This is a genomic window from Paenibacillus sp. EKM301P (assembly GCF_011800295.1).
Classification (GTDB): domain Bacteria; phylum Bacillota; class Bacilli; order Paenibacillales; family Paenibacillaceae; genus Paenibacillus; species Paenibacillus polymyxa.
Genome location: NZ_JAALFM010000009.1, coordinates 1 through 20,848, shown reverse-complemented (window position 1 = coordinate 20,848; position 20,848 = coordinate 1). Strand labels below are relative to the sequence as shown.

Genomic DNA, 20,848 nt, shown 5'->3' with positions numbered 1-20,848 from the left:
AAAGAAAAGTTATGACCACCTATTAGAATGCGTTAGTTGAATGACAACAGCGACAGTCTAAGACTTTACTTTTTAAGTCTTGTTCTGCCGCTGTTTGAATTTTTGCTCAATCTAAAACTTTATTTCCAATGCACATTTTACAGAAACTATATTCGTTTTGCTGGGAATCTCAGTGCATGATTTCTTTCTTATTCACCTTAACGCCGGATAAGGACTGATCAAACATTTCGAGAATAAAGAGGAAGCGCTCAGCTTCACGAAATACATGATCAGCTAATAAAGGGTGAATAATGCTTTTTATTCGGCACTCGTCAATCAAATCACGCGCTGTTTTCTTAAAATCTCGCAAGGACTTAACAGAGATACGGTTTTCATCCACAAATTGACTCAGAAGTGGAACGGTCTGCGACTGTGGGCGCATATAACTTAAATCAATCGCTTGAAACATTAGTGTATCAAAGTCATTACTAAACTCCCTAGCTTGTTCAACCAGTTTGCGTTCGGATGGATCCAGCAAATGGCCTATGAATTTTGCGTGATCAGCCATGATCTTTAAGAAAAAAATATTTTCATCAATAATAGCATCAGGTAAGGGTTCAAGCGTTCCTGAATTGAGTTCCCCTAAACGATTTCTGAAATAATTCGCTTCCCGGCTTACATGATCTACCAGCAAGGGGAAATTGGTTTGTCCAGGAAGTTTGCATTGTAATATAAGCCCCAATACCATCCTCTTAAATGCCCAAATATTTGTCGCCGCATTCTGTACTTCCGTATTAAACTCTTTGATTGTATAAGGATCTGTATTGATATTAAATTCATACGATCTTTTCTCAATATCCTCAAAGATAGCGTAAAACCGATTGGCTTCTGTTTTAAGTTGAGTATCTTCCGCTCTAAAGCCTAACCCCAGAAAAAAGGAATGCTCCTTCATAATCCTGGACCAAAAACGTATTTCATCTAATGAGCGTGAAACAAATGCATCCAATGATATCCCTCCTCTAAATGAGCAAAAAAGTACTTACTTAGTCATATGGGATATGACAGGTCATTATGAATATCGAAGTTCAACGTCTCATACGAATCCAATTCCGAAATTGAGCCGGAGTTATTAAATCATTCAGGGTTTTCTTCCGTTACCAAGTCTACCCGAAATTCAAGCTGGTCTCTCATAAAAATTTTACCTGCTATCTTGACCGATTCTGGCTTAATCTCCTCTACTATTCCCCCATAATCCTCAAATGTCACGCGTAATTCCTCATCAACGGATACCACATATACATGCGCCTGGACCAAAGCGGCTCCGAACAGTTCCATATCTGTCTTCAATACTTTATATGTACGTTTCACAACGATCACCTCAAATATTTTCATTCGGTAGATTATATATAGATTCCTTCTGCAACAAGCATTTCTGCGTATGTTATCTCATGATCCTCATGAAAATTAAATTCCATAATATAACTCATATTTGAATATATATCATTTAATGTTTGGACAATTATCCCAATTCAGTTTTATAATTCACCTGTTAATACATAATTTTAGGAGGAAGTCATGAATAATATTATATTCAAAAAACTTGGAACAATAGTGTTAGCCCTACTTATTGGAGTTTCGGTGTTCTCATTGTTCCCTAACGTTACAAAAGCTGAGACTACAAATGTAACTTGGACAAATGGGTCTTTAGTAACTTCTCTTGGGAATGTAGGGCAAAGCGACAAAGCAACAGTGGGAAAAACAAAAGGGAAATGGTACTGGGAAGTAAAGGTTAACTACAGTATTTCATTAGTAGGAATAACAGGTGAATCTGGACCGAAATATCAAGCATACTACGGTTATAGTGGCCAAATTATAAATAACATTACATCAGACGTACGAACAGCTTATGGTCCTACATTTGCTAAAGATGATGTTATCGGTGTTGCACTCGATCTAGATAATGACAAAATTGTTTGGTACAAGAATGGTGTTTCCCTGGGAGCAAACACTGTTAAACCGTCTGAACTAGAAGGTTCGCAGGTTTTCCCGATGGTCATGAATGGTACATCTGGAATAATGACTTACGAAGCTAATTTTGGAGCAAGTGAGTTTAAATATCCAATCCCTGAAGGGTTTTTACCTTATCAAGCTACAGGTGGATCTACAACACCCGATCCATCAACAAAACCCGACCCATCAACAAAACCCGCCCCATCAACAAAGCCAGATCCATCTACAACGCCTGATCCATCAACAAAGCCCGACCCATCTACAACACCTGATCCATCTACAACACCTGACCCATCGGATACAGATGGATCATCGCAACCAACTGGTGACCGCGTCATTCTAACTGTAACGATGGACAATGGATTTGATAAAGAATTCGATCTGAGTAAAAAAGAATTGAATGCCTTCATCGCTTGGTACGACGCAAAAGATGCGGGTAGAGGTGCTTCATTCTTTGCCATCGATAAGCATAATAATAACAAAGGTCCGTTCAGCAATCGCAAAGACTACGTAATCTTCAACAAAATTCTCACATTTGAAGTAAGTGAGTATTCAACCAAATAAATATAGGGTTTGCAACCTGCTCATTTCAATAAAAAAGCGCAGCTTCCAAAAAGCATGGACGCTGCGCTTGTATTTAACTAAACTGCTCTTGAATGAGTGCAAAAAACCAACCTAGACTTGGCTTCCAACTTGGTTTGGATTAAGATCCATATTTTTAGTGTACACCTTGCTATTAATGAGACTGATGATGCTGTTAACAATAATTGAGGTAAGTATCGTTAACAGAATTAACCACAACAAAATCAAGATAGATACCTTGGGGAAGAAAACAATGCTCTGAAAATAATAATAACAAAAAAAGGTATGGGTTAACCAAATATTCATTGAATTTTTACCTAGGTAAGCGAAAGGTTTGGTTAGTTTTAATTTATTCATTAAATGAATACTAACGAGGATAACTATAGGGGCTATTATCATATCAATCGTTGTCTTCTCAAACCATTGACTCGTAGTACGAAAACGGAATAATAGCACAAGAACAATAACATCAAATAGTATATTATTGAAAATAATGGAATCATAAATCTTACTCATCCATGAGTACAATTTATATTTTGCAAAGAACAGCCCTATCATAAAAGGCAGCTGCCAATACATAATACTGTAATAGTTTCCTTGTGAATATGAATTATAAAAAACTAGGCCAGCAATTAGAAGAGTTACCCATGCGTTACGTTGGAAGGCTTGGAAGGTGACCGGAAAAATTAATAGCAGCAGAATATAGTCATATAAAAACCACCACTCACCATTATATGAACTGGACAGCGCTATAAAATTCCGCAAAAAATCCATTATTGAATTATGTTGAAATCTATCGGAAGTTCCAAAGAAGTATAAACCCACCGGAATAAAAAGCAAAAAAACAACCCAGTAGTTTATCATGATTTTGCTTAATCTTGTAAAGCTTTTCTGCATTAAATGCTGTGGATTCTGAACATTGCTCTTATATAAGCCATAGCCACTTAAAAATAGAAAAATAGATATTGCGATCTGGCCAAAATGCCCTAAATAGAACTCCCCTCTTTCATGAAATAAACTAAATAATGAAACATAGTCGTACTTTAGTCTGTCAGGAAAAGCAAAAAGATGATGAATCAAAAGTAGTACTACAGCAATCCCTTTCGCAATATTTGTTTCTACAAGCTTTAATTCCTTGTCATGGTGCACACAATATCCTCATTTCTAGTTGTAATGGAATAGAGATATATTAGCACAAACAAATAATATAAAATATTTATTTTTTTTAGCACCATATTACGTCCCAATTTTATACAAAAAATGCGATCTTCAAAAAGTTTGGAGCCTCGCTGTTAGCTAGATGGGCTTTCTTCCTTTGTCCGTATTTCGGTAGAGAATTGGATAGAAAAAAAAGCTTTCCATAGCCACCTTTGGGGTGATTATAAAAAGCTAATCTGCTTTGCAGCGTCTATAATGCTCGCTTAAAATTTTTCTGGAAACTGTTTGACAATTCCTTCTGTCAGGATATCCGCTAAATGAATCATATGGATCTCATTTTTATCGGTTGCGGCAATATCTGCTTTCCAGTCTCCTTTGATACAGTTAAGGACTATTTCCGTAATCAACTGAAGGTGCGTATACAGCATATCTTGTAGCGTTTTGAACTGCCAGTTCGGATTCGCTTCACTTAAAAATTTAGCAATATCGTCGGCGTTTGTATGCCAATCCGCCTCTAGCTTTTTCACGTCCGCCTGATTGCCCGCTTTGGCAGCCGCTACGATTTTCCCTGCGATCAAAATATGCTCTCTCAGAAGATCAGCCAGCTTATTCCCAGCAGCTTCCCCATAATAAGGCTTAATCACGTTGCCTATATCCTGTTGGTTCCGTAAAAGTCGGTCCAATACATCCTTTTGGTCTGGACGATTAGATATGGCGCTGACAATATAGCTTCTCGTCCATATCGTATGATCGATCCATACCTTCTGCATATCGACTTTCAGTTGCACCATTTTGGGACTTAGGTAAATGTTCCCCTTATCCTCCCCCGCCTTCGCTTGCACGACAACTAGTGGATTCATGCTAAAAACGAGCGCCAAGGTTAACGACAATGCCAGTAACCATTTATTTTTCACATTCTTCTGCTCCTCTTACGTTTGGATTAAACAGGCTGTCTTATTATGGTTGAAGTATCTAATTCTATACCACCCCTGCAATCATCTTACAAAAACTTGATTTCGTATTTCAACACACAAAAAAGGCCTGCCGGTGGTAAGCCAGCAGAGCCTATGACTCCATGGTCCAAGTAAAAGAAGCAATTCTGATGAATAAAGCTACGTCCTGGAGTACCCGTATAATCGTTTCGAAGCTAAATCCTTTTTGGAAAATAAGCCATGCTGATGGGCATAACCTATTTTGCCCGGTGGACCGTCAGGTTGACCCGATTCGTCTCACACATAAATGTAGAGAGATGAACGGGCTCATCGTTTGCATCAAAAGCAATTTTCAATATCCGGAATAAGTTCGCCCCGATATCACATTCCAGAAATTTCGCATAATCTTTAGTCGCACCGATCACATCAATGATCTTGTCATTGCTCACGATCTCGGTGTTATAATCCTCCGCCAGAATCTTGTAAGTCGATTCTTTCATTGCGATCTTTTTTTCTAAATCTGGAAACCGGGTGAGTGAATAATGGGCTATATCATAGAAAAGCGGGCGGTCATCTACATACATCAAGCGTTCAAGCTCCAACACAGGGCTGCCTTCTTCAATAAGAAGATGTCCAGCCACCTCTTCAGATGCCGGGATTACTTCGCTTCTTAATATCCGTGAGTTTGGAATCATGCCCAGCTGGTGGCTGAACTCTGAGAAACCGCTTACGGATAACAGTTCATTATGAAATTTATTGGAGGCTACAAAGGTGCCTCTACGAGGAATTCGCGTCAGGGTTCCTTCCCGCACGAGCTCCTCAATTGCTTTCCGTATAGTGATTCGGCTTACACTATAAGTATCACAGAGTTCTGCTTCGGTTGGAATCTGTTCATCCGGTTTGTATCGTCCGTCCTGGATATCGTTCTTCAACATTTGCCTGATCTGCATGTACAGCGGCTGCGGGGTTGAAGGATTCAAATTCATGGTAAATTCATCCTTATCCATCAATGATTATAATAAGTATTATACATTGATGATCATCTCCAGTCACCATGCACCGAAATAACCTATCGTCTTCCCAGCTGTAATTGTCCCAAGCTCCAGGCAGTCCTCCGCTGAAAGCCCTTTCAATCGGCCGTAAAGGAACCCGGCAATGAAGGAATCCCCAGCTCCCATCGTATCCACGACGTTCACCTTACCCACGCCGTGCGGAAAGAATTGTTCCCCATCGTAAGCAAGCGAACCGTTCTCCCCCAAGGTAGCTACAGCAATCTGCGCTCCTCTTTGCTTGACCTCTACCAAAAGTTGGCGGATATAATCATCATCCTGAGTGTACGAAAAGAATGGATAGTCTACATAGGGCGTTAACGTTTGTACCCGATCATCCTGCAACTGATCCGAGAAATCAAAGGAAGTGATCAGGCCCTTTTCCTTAAAGAGAGGAAAGTACGGATCGGCATGGCCCCATATCCCTGAGTGGACAAGCTGATAATTGACAGCAAAATCGATCTCTTCTGCTGTAAGGAAAAACTGTGCCATAACTCCCTCGTCGTATTCGCCGAACCTCCGGTCATTCTCCACCATCTCCACGTGGGTTACCGCTGTTTTTCCGTCCTTTTTTGAAATTCGGGAAGTATCCACACCCTTGTCCTGAATAGCCTGGATCATGATCTCCCCATAAATGTCGGTGCCCACCCAGCCCAGATAGGCCGTCTTTGCACCCATTTCAGTTAAATAGACGGCCACATTCACCGGATTGCCTCCAGGATAGGCTTTGCCGCTTGCTTGATAGACATCCATGCAATTATCCCCGACTGTAATGATTCTCATCTTGCTCCCGCCTTCCCTGCTATTAAAGAATGAGCACTACGAAGTAGTGCTCAAATCAAATGCATCAATATAGAATGAACTAAGGCTACGTATCTTAATATTCCATTTGGCGATAGTATCTTCTAAGTGTTAACGGATGATTTCTCTCACGCTCCAGGTAGGCGCTGATACGGCTTAGTACAGACCAGTTGATACTTACGGCAAAATGCTTTCTGAACTCCTCGCTAATGCCTTCCATGGCAAAGTCTTTGGTATCAATAATGGTCAGCTTCTTCGTAATCTTCTCAGCGAATCTTTCCACCCGGTCCATCAGAGGTCTTGTCTCATCTTCGCCTTTCAGCAGAATAACACTGGTATCTTCAACCACAAGCTCAAGCGTGCCATGGAAGAATTCCGCCGCATGAATCGACTTCGCATGAATCCACTGCATTTCTTCCAGGATACACATCGCGTAGGAGTACGTGTTCCCCCACAGGTTACCGGAGCCAACCATCATATGATAGTCAGTATCTTTATGTTCTTTTGCAAAAGCTTCCGCTTTAGGGTCAAAGGTTTTGACTGCGTCCAGAATCGCACGCGGCAATAAGGCAACTTCCTTCGTGAACTGTTCATATTGAGGGAACTCATTGTTGTTATACATGAACCGGAACACAACCATGTACAGGAGCATGAAGAATGTATCAAAGGAATGTTTCTCCGAGCCGGTTGTGATGCAGTGATCTACAATTTTGGTTAATGGAGTGTCCCTTTCTGCCACAAGTGCAATCGTAGTCGCTCCCCGTTCCTTACAGAACTCGGCTGCCGCAACAGTCTCCTGCGTGGTTCCCGACACAGATGTGAAAATACATACGGAATCCTTACTGAAATGTCTGTTGTCCATCACCATAAACTCGGCGGCAATCTCAGCATGCACATCAATGGTTGAGTTTGATTTCAGAATATACTCATATGGATACATCATCGCAATTGTGCCACCCGCACCAATCAGAAAAATGTTGCTGTACCCTTTCTTGGCAATCCCGTCTACAATTTCTTCAATTTGTCCTCTAAAGGCCAGGCCCTCTTGTTCCACAAGCTTAAGGAATAACTGTTCGTCAAAATTCAACATTTACGTTTCCTCCCTATACTGGAGCGGCTTCTCTCCAATATCATCCAATTTTATTTGTTATATAAAGCAGTATAACCAGGCATTACAATTATAACAACTCTTTTTGTAAACTCTGAAGGAAATCAGCGAGTCAGCATCGGCCCCCTTCAGTTCATCCGGACTAAGTCACTATATTACTACTGTCATGACTGCTTTTAGATCCATACTTCTTCTCCCAGTAGTAATACACAGGCAACCCCGTTGCGATGACTATCGCCGCGGCAATCATGCCCTGCACTGGAGCCCACGTAAAGGTTCCCCAAGCCAGCCATCCTGCCCCAAGGATAGCCAGGATAGTAGTTACTCTCCACATTGGCATGCGGTAAATCGGGTTATAATCCTCTCTCTTACGGCATTTATAGACCGCGGCAAAATCCAGAATGTTAATGACCAGCTGAATCAGCGTGAAATAACCCAGCAGTTCGGTTAAATTGCTGAAGAACACAAGAATACAGGCCAACGTAACCTGAGCAATAATCGAAAAGCTTGGTGTTTCGAATTTGGGATGAACTTTCGCAAAACGCTGAAAGAACAGCCCATCTTTTGCCATGGCATACTCCAGGCGAGGCTGAAACATAATGCAAGAACTCAAGGAACCCAGGATAACAATAATCGCGGTAACAGCTACAAAGGATGAGGCCATGCCGGATAATCCGGGAATGTACTTGACGGCGTCGGACACAGCGGAGCTGGAGGCCATCAGTTTATCGAACGGCATTAGGCCGGTGACGCATACCGCAAGCAGCGTATATAAACCCAATACAATCAGTACCGAACTAATTAAGGCCCGAGGGAGAACTTTCCCTGGATTTTTGAATTCTCCAGCCATAAAACAAATGGCGGCCATTCCCGTGTAAGCCCACGTCGTGGCAGATACGCCACCAATTAAGCTTGAACTTGTCGCTCCTGCGACGGGCGTGTAAGCAAAGTTGTCAAAGTTCATATACATGAGGCCCAGCACAATGACAATCAGGAAAGGGATGATTTTGACAGCTGTAATAATGACTTGAAAACTACCGCCTGCCTTGACACTCCGGTAATGAATGGACGTGATGATCAGAATGATCGCTACTCCTAGCAGTTTACCGGCAATTCCAACGAAGAAAGGGAAGAAGCTCGCCAGGTATGCAACAATGGCCAGAGCCATAATTGAAATGGACGGAGGATCGAGGGCCCAGAAGGTTGCCCATCCGTATAGAAAGGCCAAGGGCCTCCATCCTGCTTTATTCAAGTATACGTAACCGCTTCCATTTTGCGGGTAGGCAGTCGCCAACTCGGCCAGCACCATGACCTGCGGAATCGCAATAACTCCACCAATAATCCAGGCTAGAATTGAGATCGAAGGCATACCCGCAGCTTTTGCGACATCACCGGAAGAGACGAAGATTCCGGAACCTACCGTAGTACCAACAGCGATGGCTAGGGCCGACCAAAAGCCCAGTTTTCGTGTAAGAGAGTCATTACTCATAACGAGTTCCTCCAAATCAAGGTGATAAGACTTCCATTCCCCTTATTTTCCTGACTGATTCCCTAAGTGCTTCCTGTGGATTCTGATAATAATTGAACCCCATAATCTCTAGTGTACAAGCTCCCTCGTAATGATGGCTCTGAAGACTGGTTAGATATTCCCGCCAATTCAGCACCCCATCATCCAGAGCGAGATGCGCATCAGACGTGCCGTCACCGTCGATCAGGTGGAAATGGACCATCTCCGGGAGTAGGGAGTAATAATCTTCGGGTGTCTCGCTAGCGAGCTGCATCGCAACGGTGTCGATCATCCCTTTTAATGACGGGGAACGGATCTCCTCCAGCATCCTCTTGATTCCCTTAGCATCGATAATTAGATTCGATTCGAATCGGGTCAGAGGTTCCAACGCTAAAGTCACCCCTTCCTTCTCCGCCACCCTGGATATCTGATAGATGGAGTCGCTTGCATATTTCCATGATTCCAATTGTGATACAGCGAAGTCCCCTATTCCTGAAGTCACAAGCATCATGTTGGTCTCCAGCTCCAGAGCCGCGTACAGATTATCTATGAAGTATACGATACTCTTCTGCCGCAGTTGGGAATCGGAAGCAGCAATATTGAAGGGATAGACACACTGTTCCGGCGTATAACAGACGACCTTCATGTCTCGGGATTTCAGTTGCTGCCTTATGTGCCTCAAGTTGCCAAGAACATTCCGGTAGACGTATAAATGAGGCTCGCCCGCCCACAACTCGATGTGCTCGATCCCGAGTTCAGTCACGTGATCCAGGAAGTGCTCGAAAGGAAAATGCCTATACGTAATATTCATTCCCGCAATCTTCATTTGCTTCACCCCCTCTCATGTAAGCGCTTTAATTTGTTATGTCTTGTATTATAACTAAGGGTTACAAAGATTTCAATGCCTTTTTAAAAATAAATAAAAGCCATTCAGCCGGTTCTTAATGTGGGTTGCTCAGCTCCTATAGGGGCAAAAAAAAGCAAGCCTCGACGAGTACATTTGCTCGTTTGGCTTACTTATCATCCCCCTTATACCTTACACTTGAGATGTGGGGCGAATCACGATCTCGTTCACATCAACGTCAACCGGCTGCTCGATTGTGTACGCAATGGCACGGGCAACCGCCTCCGGTGGTAATGCGAACTGGTCACGAGACTCTTCGAGCCTGGCCTTCACCTCCAGATTCGTCACTCCTTCAGCGAAATTCGTCCGAACCAAACCGGGTGAAATGATCGTTACCCGCACCTTATCACCGGCTTCCTGTCGCAAACCCTCGGAGATGGCGCGGACAGCGAATTTCGTGGCAGAATACACAGACTGGTTCGGTACAGTTTTATGTCCCGCTGTAGAAGCAATATTGACGAAATGTCCGGAACCCAGCTTGCGAAAGACAGGCAGTGCTGCGGCGATACCGTACAAAATACCTTTAATGTTGACGTCGATCATGTTCTCCCAATCCTCTACGCGTAAGTCGTCAAGGGGAGAAACCGGCATCACGCCGGCATTGTTCACGAGAACGTCAATCGTGCCGAATCGCTCACATGCCAAATGGATGAGCTTGTTTACGTCCTCCCGCCGTCTGACGTCTGTGCTAGCATACACGACTTCACCCCCAGCCTCCGCGATGCGGGCCGCAAGAGCTTCAAGGCGATCAAGTCGTCGTGCCCCAAGTACGACTTTTGCCCCATGCTCAGCCAGTAAAAGCGTAGTCGCTTCACCAATCCCACTGCTTGCACCCGTAATAACAACAACTTTATCTTTGATTCCGGACAAGGTTGTATTCTGGATTATTCTCATAGCCGAATCCTTCTTTCATCTGGAAATTTGTCTTTCGCCTTGAATTATAAGAAATATCAAAATAAAGCAGGTAGACGATTCATACGCGTTCCTTGCCTAATCCTGTCTAGTTTGAGTTACAATATTCATATCAGCTTAAATGAAAAAGGATTGGTGAATAAGTTTGAACCAACTCATTACGGAGTTAGCTAAGCAAATTGCACGGCATACGTCTACGGACGGTTTACACCAAACTGCGATTCCAGAGCTTTGTTTCAGGCGCACATCCGCGGAAACGGAACCGACGCATACCCTCAACATGCCCTCTCTTTACGTAATTGCCCAAGGCTCTAAAACCGTCACATTTGTTGGGGAAAGCTTCATATGCGATTCGTCCAGTTATATGGTCGCATCCGTACATCTACCAGTGATTGGGAAAATTACTCATGCTTCTCCGCAGTTGCCGTACCTAAGTTTACAATTAACACTTAGCCCTGATGTCATTATAGATATAAGCAAGAAATCTAGTTCACAGAAAAAGGGAGACACAGGAAGGGGCATTTTGGTTAATCCGTCCACTTCCTTTCTGTTAGATGCGATTCTACGCCTCGTCAATCTTTTAGATTCACCCACGGATATCGAGATACTAGCCCCACTCTACATCCGGGAGATATTTTATCGTGTGCTGGAGGGAGAGCAAGGAGCGTTACTCAGGCAGTTCGTTGTGATCGGAAGCTATGCACAAGGTATTTCAAATGCAATACATATAATCAATCGTGACTATTCTGAACAGCTAGTCATTGAAGAGTTAGCAAAAAAAGTGAACATGAACCCAACAACCTTTCACAAGCATTTTAAAAGAGTAACGGGTATGAGCCCACTTCAGTATCAAAAGATCATTCGATTGCAGAGCGCACGTCGGCTGATGCTCAAGGAAGGCTACGATGCTGCTACGGCAGGATTTCGCGTCGGTTACGAAAGCCCTTCCCAGTTCAACCGAGAATACGCCCGCTTATTCGGACGCCCACCGATGAGAGATATCAGTCACCTGCGTGACATAGAATTCAATATTGGTTCTGCCTTAAATAATAAATAGCCCATCGCCCTGTAATTTGGAAGTAAAGTACACCGTTAAACTAACCGGCAGTAGTCCGTAACGGGTATCCTAGACCTCGGATTATAGGGTCTGTCCCGTAGATAATTCCCTAACTTGTCCTCTCTCAATTCTTACCCCGTTCCCCGTTCTTTGCCATAAACACAGGGACCAACAAACGGCGCCTACGAACCCAGGTGAATTAAAATTCTCCGTAACGTAAGCAATTTCTTTAATTAAAAAGCTCTGCTAACCATAAGGTTAGCAGAGCTCTCTATCTAATTTAATTTCGGGCAAATCTCGAAAGAAACTTGATGAATGCGGGATGTATACAGTCTTTTCAAAAAGTCACACCCAACATGATTTAAGGATGATAACCAAAAGGATATAGAGCACCAAGATTGCTGTTGTAGAAGTCCATGCACCGCAAACAGCTGGACCTGCGCATCCACTCATAACTTTAGCCCTCCTTTATTTGTCGTCACCATAATATATGTGTGAATACACACTGTGACTGGGCATGCAGGTAAATAGAAAGAAAATATCCCGCCACCAGTTAAGTTAGCGAGGAGTTGCTTTGCTTATGTTTAGGCTCCTCCAATGGTAACTTCGCTCCGTCACTCTCTAGCCACATCTGTTTTGCCTTGTCCCGCTCAGGACTCCGTTCTCTCGCCATGTTGCACAATCCCCCCCAACGAATGTAAATACAATTATTTGTTTATTTAATAATATGATGTGACCTTTGGGCAAAACAAAGAAAGCCCCGAACCAGAAAAGGTTGGAGCTTTCTTCCTTTGTTTGATAGCTTGGTTTAATTAAAGTTCATCTGGGGCACGGCAATAGCGGAAGTCCGCAAAAATGCCACGCGTGGCGGGCCACTATTCAGCCGGAGGATACGCTGATAATCAGGGGGACGTTACAGTATAGCGGCCGCAACTTCACCATATTTGGGCATTACTTCAACAATTGTTTGCTGGTTCGTACCTGCCTCTACTACAGGAGCTAAATATACACTCATTTCATCAATAGGTCCTTGCAGGTAAAATTCTAGTGCTTTCTAAATTGAAACTCCCATCCAAATTGCTATCTAAGCGTCAGCACCAACTCTATCAATCCACTATTTGTAGCGGGTTGAGTTTTTCTAATTGATTACTATCGATATTCTTTCTCATCTCCAGTATTTCCACTGTACCTATGGGCATGAGGAATTCTACCGTTTACTGTTGTATACCCTTCAAAATGATGGTAATGCCCACCACCAGTCAAGGGAATGGCTGGTCCTGTAGTTCCTCTAATTAAATGCGTATGTTGATCGTTAAATGATGTTTCTGCATAATAATTATGAACATGCGGAACACCACTTGGAGCTGGTTCTGTTACCCCAGCGTAATGATGGTAGTGTCCCACATCAAGTGATGTATTCCCTTTAAAAGGATGTACGTGAACATTAACTGGTCTACCATCCCACGAACTAATAAAAAGCTTATGCGAATGGTTAGAGCCGGAATCACCGGAATGAACAACAAAACCTGTTATTGGTATTTCCATCAGTAGCCTCCTCTCTTTATCAACTGCCATATACTATGAAAGAGGTAGTGTAAATGTTCAAAAGGCTATTGGAGTTGATTTCCACTATTCGAGGGGGTGGCTAATAGGCTGTCAGAGCGTGTGCATGCCCTCTCTCTGTTCTCTTCTGCACTCCTTCCGGCATTCCCATGTAACGGAAAGAGCACTCAAAATGGCTTACATCCTGTCGAATAAATGCAAAAGAAAAAGCACTCCGTTTAGAGTGCTCACTTTATTTTACATACAAATCGAACCAGCCAATCCTATTTGCGAGATGTTAGCTGCATTATTTGATATCATATAGAACTTCCCATTTTGGAAAACTAGATAAGTGAAGTCTCCATAAGTTGAGTTTTGAGGGTTAGTCTCGGGTGATACAGAATGTATAAAGACTCTACAAACTCTTTGCCCACTATTAAGTGTAAAGTCAACCGTTTGATTTATAAACGAGGCCACTTGATTTGGATTTAGTAGATACGTCGGTCCTCCTAACCCACGTTTCCCACTTTGTCTATTCTGATTTGCATTCTTCATTTTACCCACTCCCTCAGGAATTTTTTCGTTACGGTGTATGCTATTCAATTTTCCCTTAGGCGTTAATGCATAGTTAATATTTGTGTTTTAGCCCAGCTTTGGAATCCTTATCTGGCCGCTGCTCAAGCCGATGCTTATCTGCATCCATGTCTTTCCTTCATCGCGACACCGTCGTCATGTTGTTGTTATTCTTGGACCGTTTACTGGCTCCCCATCTTTCGGCGGTACCGTATTGACTTTGCTTTTGCGCTATTCATTCCACTTGGCAGCCATTGGTGCAACCCGCTTTCGGTATTCATCCACCATAAGAGAACGTTAGAAAAATGCTCGTTCCAACAAAAAAGCGCGACCTCCAAAAAGCCTGGAAGCCGCGCTGTACTTGAATTTTATAAGATGCTGGTGAAGGGAATTGAACCCCCGACCTAGGCATTACGAGTGCGTTCCGATACAGTTCCCATTAGTACCCACATACCCCCAAAGTCTGTAATTATTGAATTACGTTCGCCCTAATGCTCTCCAAAGTCCCCTTCTCGTCTCCTGCGAGCATGATGTTCTTTTGATTGTAATCCCAGCCCTCCAGATGACGATATCCCGTAGTATAGTTATCCGCCCCCATAAACCTAACTATTATGTCCTCTGTACGCTTCCACTTCTTTATCTCCAGCTCCTTAATAGATGGCATCTTACGGCTGTCTGCTGAAAGCTTGTAGACTGAACGGCGACGTTAAGCTAATGGACCTCTCCACAATATAAACATAGTTGCAATGGATTGGTAGGCGACCATCTTTTGACAAGAACAGTACATATAAACTGTGGAATAGCAGCATATTACAGTTGACCGATATCTAGAAGGGAACTATATGGCATGGTTGACAAGTTAAAAAAATGGCTGTTTAAACAGCCTTCACGATCTAAAAATGGCATGAACTCTGAACCAGTTAATGATGACGAAAAATCGACTAAAATATCCAAAGAGCTGAGTGGCACGCTTAAGGAAAATGTGACCATACTGAACCAGGAAATAGGGCATAGCGGGGATTTCATTCTTCGTTGTTTGAATGATAAGCAGGGCAATCCGGTTCTCGCTGTAGGTTTTCTTCAAGGCCTGATTGATCAGCAAATTTTAACGACACTGCTAGAGGAACTCACTGCAGGTATTCGTAATGGAGATGTCTCTGACCATAATGTCGAAAGTTGGTTGATGGATCGTATTCCTATTGGGGGTATAACTTGTCTTGACAATGAGCAATCGCTTATCCATGCCGTTCTTTATGGACAGGTGGCTCTCCTCGTCGAAGGCAGCACCAAGGCCTTTGCTGCTTCTATCAGCGGGGGGGCTAAAAGAGCGGTTGAGGAGCCAACATCGCAGACAGTAATTCGCGGCCCTAAAGAGGGGTTTACGGAGGATATATCCACCAATATTGCACTCCTCCGGAGAAGGATCAAATCAACTGAACTCCACTTTGATTCTCGAATTATCGGATCATACACGCAGACGAAGGTATCGGTGGCATATATTCGAGGCATTGCAGAACCAGAGGTAGTTAAGGAAATCTCCAGACGATTAGATTCCATCAACACTGATAGTATTCTCGAAAGTGGATATATCGAGGAATTTATTCAAGATGGGGTATGGACACCCTTTCCAACCATATATAACACTGAGCGCCCGGATACTGTTGCAGGCAGCTTGCTCGAAGGGTTAGTAGCGATATTGGTTGATGGGACTCCATTTGTACTGATTGCTCCCGTAACCTTATTTCGGTTCATCGCATCCAGTGAAGACTACTACCAACGTTATGATCTGGCATCTTTTCTTCGAATCGTTCGGATGGCATCCTTTTTCTTGGCATTGCTATTACCCTCATTCTTTATTGCAACAACTACGTTTCACCAGGAAATGCTGCCTACAACAATGCTCATCACTTTGGCTGCACAGAGAGAGAATACACCATTGCCAGCCCTGCTTGAAGCATTGCTAATGGAGCTGACCTTCGAGGTTATTCGCGAAGCAGGAGTACGAATGCCGCGCGCCGTAGGGCCTGCAATCTCTATCGTTGGGGCATTGGTTCTTGGACAAGCTGCTGTACAGGCGGGATTGGTTTCCGCAGCTATGGTGATTGTGGTTTCATTCACAGCTATCTGCAACTTTGTACTACCTGCGATCAATATGGCGGGAGCTGTTCGTTTGCTCAGGTTTGGACTCATGCTGTTAGCGGGTTTATTTGGATTATACGGTGTTTTGGCGGGCTTGGTTCCCATCCTCGTTCGATTAGTATCTGTGAATTCGTTCGGCATTCCTTATATGATGCCGCTCGCACCTTTCTATACGAGCAATATGAAAGACCTGTTTGTGCGTGTACCTTGGTGGAAGATGAAGAAACGGCCGGAAATGATTGGGGATGTCAATCCAGTAAGACAGGCAACGGAACAGGAATCATTTGCAGAACAGGCGGGGGAACACGGCCGAGATCCCATGGCGTAAGGAGGAACCGATATGTCCCAATTAGGCAGGTTTATTTTTGCTTTGGTCATATTATTCATTTTGGCGGGTTGCTGGAACCGAGTCGAACTGAATGAGCTGTGGGTAACTGCGGCTACAGGAGTAGATATGATGGACGACGGACAGTGGATGATGTCCTATCAGATTATTATTCCCTCCTCCCTTGCAAGTGGTACCGGAGGAGGAACGGGAGGGTCTTCTCAACCGGCATCCCATGTATTCTCAGTAAAGTCCAAAACCTATAACCAGGCCTTATCGTACAGCAATTTGAAAACATCAAGACAAATTTACTTAGCACATAATCGTGTTGTATTTATCGGTAAGAGAGCGGCTGAGAAAGGAATGGACCGTTTAATCGATTTTTATCTTCGTAATACAGAAGCGAGGGAGATGGTAAATATGATTATAACGGACGGACTAGCATCCGATCTATTAAAGAAATTGTTGCCGCCTGATAAACTTCAAGGCGCCGCCATGGCTGAATTGGTCGACAAAGAGAGCGATATTTTATCGGTATTTCCGAAAGTTAGGGTTTATGATTTCGTATTAAGCATGAACTCGGATTCCAAATCTATTGGAGTACCTGTCGCCGAGATGATCGGAGAAAGGGATTATCAGGATGAAAGGGAAGCAGAGAGTCTGGATGTCTTCAAAAAAACCTCGGCCCCGCTCAAGCTGGCACTGACTAAATTGGCGGTATTCCAAAAAGGAAAGCTCAAAGGGTTTCTCAACAAGGAAGAGAGTCTGGGTGTATCTTATCTGTCTCAAAAAGTTAACAACACCGAAATTTCGTTCCCATGCAGCGAACAACCCGGCAGGGAAATGTACTCTTCCATAATAGTAAACTCTGCTAATGTAAAGCTTACACCCAGAAAAACGAGTTCTCATTACACTATGCAGGTTAGAGTGAAAATTAACGGGACTTTAAATGAAACTACATGCACTAAGGATATGTCCAAGACGAAGACCATACATGATCTGGAGGAAGAGATTGCAAAAGAAGTGACCAGTACGATAAATGGGGGCTGGGCTAAACTTCAGGAACTTGGTGTAGACGCAACTGGTTTTGCTGACCGGATTCACCGGAGGTTCCCAAGGGAGTGGGAGACGGTGAAAAACAACTGGGATCAGGAATTCAAGAAGATAGAACTGGACATTCGAGTGGATGCACGGATTCAGCGTCCTGGCCTCCTACAGAAGCATATCGGAAGTCAATCCTAACCCATTTGTATAAAGGGGCTTAAACAGTATGAATAAAACCGTCACCAAGGTATCCGGGTTAGCTATCGCCTTTTCCTTGTTTCAGGTAGGCAGTACAACGTTATTCCTATTGGGAGCTAAAGCCAAGCAGGATGCATGGCTAGCCATGCTGATCGGTGCACTTGCAGGCTTCGTACTGCTTATGATGTACTTATACATGCATAAGCTTGACCCACACCGGGATTTGTACGAGCTCCTATGCCATTATTGGGGAAAATGGATAGGTAGTCTGGGGGGACTTATGTTCATCGGTTACTTTGCTTACGAAGCTTCCAGGAGTGTCAGGGACATGGGTGAGCTCGGAGCATTGACATTGCTGAACAGAACCCCTACTGAAATCATTACGTTTATAGCGTTAACTGTCTGTGCTGATGTAGTTTGGTTTGGACCGAGAGTCTGGTTCCTTCTATGTCATTTATTTCTGCTTCTGTTGGCGTTTGGTTACGGCATTCTACTAGTGCTTACTCCTTTTACAGGACTCATTCACTTTGAATTTTTGTTTCCTGTATTGGAGAACGGTTTAACCCCCGTATTGAAGGCTGCCATTCCCGAGATCGTGTCTTTTCCCTTCGGGCAGACGGTTCTTTTTCTTGTGCTTTTCAAAATCGTCACGGATAAGCGTAAATTAAAGCGGTCGATCGTCATTGCTTACTGGTTCACTGCTGTGTTCCTTATCGTAATGAATGAACTATCAGTCCTGGTTCTAGGTCCAGAATGGGCGGCATCAAGCACTTATCCCTTGTTTGAGGTTACTCAACTAATTCAACTTCCGAAAATCGTTGAGAGAGCTGATGTTCTGTTTACGATGATTCTATTTATTGGAATCGGAGTCAAAACGGCGGGTTTTATGTTTGGTGCCGTCATAGGGCTTCAAACGATAACCCCCTTTAGATATAAGCCTGCGTTACTGTTGCTAAGCATCATCATATATGCTCTTACGTTTCTCTCCCCAAGGTTAACTGAATTTTTGTGGTTCGGTCTCCATGTAGCTTTGATTCAGATCTGGCCTATCTTTCAGATTGCACTGCCTGTCCTCCTTTTCCTGACCATGCTAATCCGGAAGAAGAAGAAAAGGGCTTATAATTAGCAGCTGTTCTAGTTACGAACATGTTAATTTGCCGCAACGGTAGAAGTGGTCAGTAGAAATAGAAACATGCATGCCTATACCAGAGGTCAAGCATATCAGTGCACTAAAGACCAGACTTCGAGAAGTTACTTATTTTTCCCTTTGGTTAATAAGCAGGTTAATAAGCGGGGTTAATAACCATAACTATTGGGCTTGCGGGAAACGATGCTCAATAAGCACAAGGAGATAGCAGCCGATAATTGTAGCTGTTTCTGTTCTAAAATAAAACTAAAAGACCTTCATATCATTGAAGTGCACCAGACAGCTTATTTTGTATTATTTGTAATGCAGCATTGCTTTTAATTACACATAAATTTTTCACTTCTGGAAATCATAAATTTGTACAAGGGGTACTGTACAACATACTGTCCTTAGATTGTTCAACAAAAATCCCCGCCGACCAGTTCAGGTTAGCGGGGATTTGCTTTGCTTACGTTTAAACTCCTCCAACGGTAACTTGAGGCTGGATACGATGGTGGTGGTTAAAGGCTTGATTAGGCACAGTTACAATACACAACAAAAAGCTAGCCGCGATAATCATAAAGGCTGTTCAGAAAACGAATTAATCTCCGCTTCAAATCGGGGAGTATATCTCTACATCTATGCTATATTGGTTTACGGCAATTATAACATTGAGCAGATTTGATATCTTCTCGTTTTCGTTAGTCGCTGATGTCGCTACAATATATTCTAGTGTTTTTTCTAAATGGGCATATTTTTATAATTAGTACTAAGTACTATTATCAAGTGTTATAATCAAGCCATAAATTTTAATGGAGTCCACCCAGCACATAATCTCAGCAAAGGAGTACATTTATGAAATTTAATGATTTTTTTGTCGGACAAACATTTAAAACCAAGTCCATAAAGATAACTAAAGAGAATATCACGAGATTTGCAGCTGAGTTCGACCCGCAATACATGCACTTGGACGAAGATAAAGCAATGCAAGGAAGATTTAATGGAATCATCGCCTCAGGAATCCAAACGCTAGCAGTTTCTTTTAAGCTTTGGGTTGAAACAGGTATTTATGGTGACGATGTCATTGCGGGAACTGCTTTTAACAATATCAGATTTATAAAACCCGTGTACCCGGAAGATGAATTACATACAATTGTGGAGGTGACTGAGCTTAGGGAAAAACGAAGTGAAACAGGAATAGTTACTGTTTTGCTGACCACTTTTAATGACAAAGAAGAGAAAGTCTTTGAAGGTGAATTGTCTGCTTTAGTAAATAAATAAAGTGAAAGGCTGTTCTATCCTTTGTTGAGGAGACACTTGATAAAGGAATCACTGCTGAACCTCCGGATTGATAAAAACGGTTTGGAAGAGCCACAAATTTAAAAAGTTTTAAAGTATTTTGAAAAGGTGCTTCTCATTAAAAGGGGAACACCTTTCTTACTAAATTAATATATAAAAGAATAAGGTACCAGATAATATCTATCTGGTACCTTTAAATCAATTAGAGTTAATAAATAGGGTCTATCTATACATGTTTGATGCTGGTGAAGGAAATTGAACCCCCGGCCTACGCATTACGAGTGCGTTGAAATAGAGTTTTGATGGGTTTTTACAAAGCTCCTATAGCCTGTCCAACAATAAATAGGGTTCCATCACGTATTACAGATATCCGTATTTCGGTAGAAGATTTGGTAGAAGAAAATAATTGAGGCAACAAGTACAAGGCAGATGCCTTAATGGTCTCAAGTCCCTCCGTCTCATCTCCAGATCCTTCATAGCAGCATCCTACGGTCGCCTGCTGAAAACTGTAGGCTGAACCGCGACGTTAAGCTATACCAGCTAATAGCTTGTCAAGATTACCAGTAAAGTGATTCTAAATCATGTGGTATAGTTAAAATGAGC

At 42.8% G+C, this 20,848-nt stretch carries 20 protein-coding genes; 6 read left to right on the top strand and 14 right to left on the bottom strand.

Annotated elements, in window-relative coordinates; genetic code table 11:
• Positions 1-169: 169 nt before the first annotated feature.
• Together HFD99_RS19295 and HFD99_RS19290 are read right to left on the bottom strand one after the other, a co-directional pair.
• Entirely contained in the window at positions 170-985 is an 816-nt protein-coding gene (locus HFD99_RS19295) for a DUF2935 domain-containing protein (protein ID WP_016819466.1), read from the bottom strand.
• Positions 986-1,113: 128 nt separating this feature from the next.
• Entirely contained in the window at positions 1,114-1,347 is a 234-nt protein-coding gene (locus HFD99_RS19290) for a hypothetical protein (RefSeq protein WP_404823625.1), read from the bottom strand.
• A gap of 207 nt (positions 1,348-1,554) precedes the next feature.
• On the opposite strand from HFD99_RS19290, the gene HFD99_RS19285 reads away from it, so the two are divergent.
• Complete coding sequence (locus HFD99_RS19285; RefSeq protein ID WP_167440979.1) at positions 1,555-2,553, top strand: SPRY domain-containing protein; 999 nt, start codon at positions 1,555-1,557, stop codon at positions 2,551-2,553.
• A 111-nt stretch (positions 2,554-2,664) separates the two neighbouring features.
• Here HFD99_RS19285 and HFD99_RS19280 read toward each other — a convergent pair whose 3' ends face one another.
• The 8 genes from HFD99_RS19280 to HFD99_RS19245 all read right to left on the bottom strand — a co-directional run bounded on the left by HFD99_RS19280 (position 2,665) and on the right by HFD99_RS19245 (position 10,924).
• Positions 2,665-3,720 carry an acyltransferase family protein gene (locus tag HFD99_RS19280; protein WP_019685998.1) on the bottom strand — a complete coding sequence of 352 codons (1,056 nt, stop codon included), beginning with the start codon at positions 3,718-3,720 and terminating at the stop codon, positions 2,665-2,667.
• Between the two features lie 272 nt (positions 3,721-3,992).
• On the bottom strand, positions 3,993-4,643 hold the full coding sequence (locus HFD99_RS19275) for a glycosyltransferase (protein WP_185157162.1): 651 nt from the start codon (positions 4,641-4,643) through the stop codon (positions 3,993-3,995).
• A gap of 275 nt (positions 4,644-4,918) precedes the next feature.
• Entirely contained in the window at positions 4,919-5,647 is a 729-nt protein-coding gene (locus HFD99_RS19270) for a GntR family transcriptional regulator (RefSeq protein ID WP_016819462.1), read from the bottom strand.
• A 63-nt stretch (positions 5,648-5,710) separates the two neighbouring features.
• Positions 5,711-6,493 (bottom strand): fructoselysine 6-kinase, encoded by a 783-nt coding sequence (gene frlD / locus HFD99_RS19265; RefSeq protein ID WP_123796745.1) that lies wholly within the window; start codon positions 6,491-6,493, stop codon positions 5,711-5,713.
• Positions 6,494-6,587: 94 nt separating this feature from the next.
• Entirely contained in the window at positions 6,588-7,601 is a 1,014-nt protein-coding gene (locus tag HFD99_RS19260; RefSeq protein ID WP_123796744.1) for an SIS domain-containing protein, read from the bottom strand.
• A 160-nt stretch (positions 7,602-7,761) separates the two neighbouring features.
• Positions 7,762-9,108 (bottom strand): amino acid permease, encoded by a 1,347-nt coding sequence (locus HFD99_RS19255; protein WP_123796743.1) that lies wholly within the window; start codon positions 9,106-9,108, stop codon positions 7,762-7,764.
• Positions 9,109-9,124: 16 nt separating this feature from the next.
• Complete coding sequence (locus HFD99_RS19250; protein WP_016819458.1) at positions 9,125-9,952, bottom strand: TIM barrel protein; 828 nt, start codon at positions 9,950-9,952, stop codon at positions 9,125-9,127.
• A 210-nt stretch (positions 9,953-10,162) separates the two neighbouring features.
• Positions 10,163-10,924: an SDR family oxidoreductase gene (locus HFD99_RS19245; protein WP_123796742.1), complete on the bottom strand. Its 762-nt coding sequence runs from the start codon at positions 10,922-10,924 to the stop codon at positions 10,163-10,165.
• Between the two features lie 163 nt (positions 10,925-11,087).
• Between HFD99_RS19245 and HFD99_RS19240 the strand changes: the two genes are divergently transcribed.
• Entirely contained in the window at positions 11,088-11,999 is a 912-nt protein-coding gene (locus tag HFD99_RS19240; protein ID WP_045245080.1) for an AraC family transcriptional regulator, read from the top strand.
• Between the two features lie 345 nt (positions 12,000-12,344).
• On the opposite strand, the gene HFD99_RS25790 is transcribed toward HFD99_RS19240, so the two are convergent.
• The 4 genes from HFD99_RS25790 to HFD99_RS19220 all read right to left on the bottom strand — a co-directional run bounded on the left by HFD99_RS25790 (position 12,345) and on the right by HFD99_RS19220 (position 14,778).
• Complete coding sequence (locus HFD99_RS25790; protein WP_017428056.1) at positions 12,345-12,452, bottom strand: hypothetical protein; 108 nt, start codon at positions 12,450-12,452, stop codon at positions 12,345-12,347.
• A gap of 100 nt (positions 12,453-12,552) precedes the next feature.
• Entirely contained in the window at positions 12,553-12,672 is a 120-nt protein-coding gene (locus tag HFD99_RS19235; RefSeq protein WP_103042134.1) for a phage terminase small subunit-related protein, read from the bottom strand.
• Between the two features lie 476 nt (positions 12,673-13,148).
• Positions 13,149-13,544 carry a YmaF family protein gene (locus HFD99_RS19230; protein WP_017428058.1) on the bottom strand — a complete coding sequence of 132 codons (396 nt, stop codon included), beginning with the start codon at positions 13,542-13,544 and terminating at the stop codon, positions 13,149-13,151.
• 1,039 nt (positions 13,545-14,583) lie between these two features.
• Complete coding sequence (locus HFD99_RS19220) at positions 14,584-14,778, bottom strand: hypothetical protein (RefSeq protein WP_017428059.1); 195 nt, start codon at positions 14,776-14,778, stop codon at positions 14,584-14,586.
• 183 nt (positions 14,779-14,961) lie between these two features.
• Here HFD99_RS19220 and HFD99_RS19215 point away from each other — a divergent pair, with 183 nt between their 5' ends.
• The 4 genes from HFD99_RS19215 (at position 14,962) to HFD99_RS19200 (ending at position 20,227) form a co-directional block, all read left to right on the top strand.
• Positions 14,962-16,581 (top strand): spore germination protein, encoded by a 1,620-nt coding sequence (locus tag HFD99_RS19215; RefSeq protein WP_123796741.1) that lies wholly within the window; start codon positions 14,962-14,964, stop codon positions 16,579-16,581.
• 12 nt (positions 16,582-16,593) lie between these two features.
• A complete protein-coding gene (locus tag HFD99_RS19210; protein WP_123796740.1) occupies positions 16,594-17,820 on the top strand; it encodes a Ger(x)C family spore germination protein in 1,227 nt (408 codons plus the stop codon).
• Between the two features lie 28 nt (positions 17,821-17,848).
• A complete protein-coding gene (locus tag HFD99_RS19205) occupies positions 17,849-18,946 on the top strand; it encodes a GerAB/ArcD/ProY family transporter (protein ID WP_123796739.1) in 1,098 nt (365 codons plus the stop codon).
• 855 nt (positions 18,947-19,801) lie between these two features.
• Complete coding sequence (locus tag HFD99_RS19200; protein WP_123796738.1) at positions 19,802-20,227, top strand: MaoC family dehydratase; 426 nt, start codon at positions 19,802-19,804, stop codon at positions 20,225-20,227.
• The last annotated feature ends 621 nt before the right edge of the window (positions 20,228-20,848 follow it).

Bases quoted from the DNA above. Each gene is read 5' to 3' on its own strand.
- HFD99_RS19285 (WP_167440979.1), top strand. From the start codon at position 1,555: ATGAATAATATTATATTCAAAAAACTTGGAACAATAGTGTTAGCCCTA.
- HFD99_RS19270 (WP_016819462.1), bottom strand. From the start codon at position 5,647: ATGAATTTGAATCCTTCAACCCCGCAGCCGCTGTACATGCAGATCAGG.
- frlD (WP_123796745.1), bottom strand. From the start codon at position 6,493: ATGAGAATCATTACAGTCGGGGATAATTGCATGGATGTCTATCAAGCA.
- HFD99_RS19260 (WP_123796744.1), bottom strand. From the start codon at position 7,601: ATGTTGAATTTTGACGAACAGTTATTCCTTAAGCTTGTGGAACAAGAG.
- HFD99_RS19255 (WP_123796743.1), bottom strand. From the start codon at position 9,108: ATGAGTAATGACTCTCTTACACGAAAACTGGGCTTTTGGTCGGCCCTA.
- HFD99_RS19250 (WP_016819458.1), bottom strand. From the start codon at position 9,952: ATGAAGATTGCGGGAATGAATATTACGTATAGGCATTTTCCTTTCGAG.
- HFD99_RS19245 (WP_123796742.1), bottom strand. From the start codon at position 10,924: ATGAGAATAATCCAGAATACAACCTTGTCCGGAATCAAAGATAAAGTT.
- HFD99_RS25790 (WP_017428056.1), bottom strand. From the start codon at position 12,452: ATGAGTGGATGCGCAGGTCCAGCTGTTTGCGGTGCATGGACTTCTACA.
- HFD99_RS19235 (WP_103042134.1), bottom strand. From the start codon at position 12,672: ATGGCGAGAGAACGGAGTCCTGAGCGGGACAAGGCAAAACAGATGTGG.
- HFD99_RS19230 (WP_017428058.1), bottom strand. From the start codon at position 13,544: ATGGAAATACCAATAACAGGTTTTGTTGTTCATTCCGGTGATTCCGGC.
- HFD99_RS19220 (WP_017428059.1), bottom strand. From the start codon at position 14,778: ATGCCATCTATTAAGGAGCTGGAGATAAAGAAGTGGAAGCGTACAGAG.
- HFD99_RS19215 (WP_123796741.1), top strand. From the start codon at position 14,962: ATGGTTGACAAGTTAAAAAAATGGCTGTTTAAACAGCCTTCACGATCT.
- HFD99_RS19210 (WP_123796740.1), top strand. From the start codon at position 16,594: ATGTCCCAATTAGGCAGGTTTATTTTTGCTTTGGTCATATTATTCATT.
- HFD99_RS19205 (WP_123796739.1), top strand. From the start codon at position 17,849: ATGAATAAAACCGTCACCAAGGTATCCGGGTTAGCTATCGCCTTTTCC.
- HFD99_RS19200 (WP_123796738.1), top strand. From the start codon at position 19,802: ATGAAATTTAATGATTTTTTTGTCGGACAAACATTTAAAACCAAGTCC.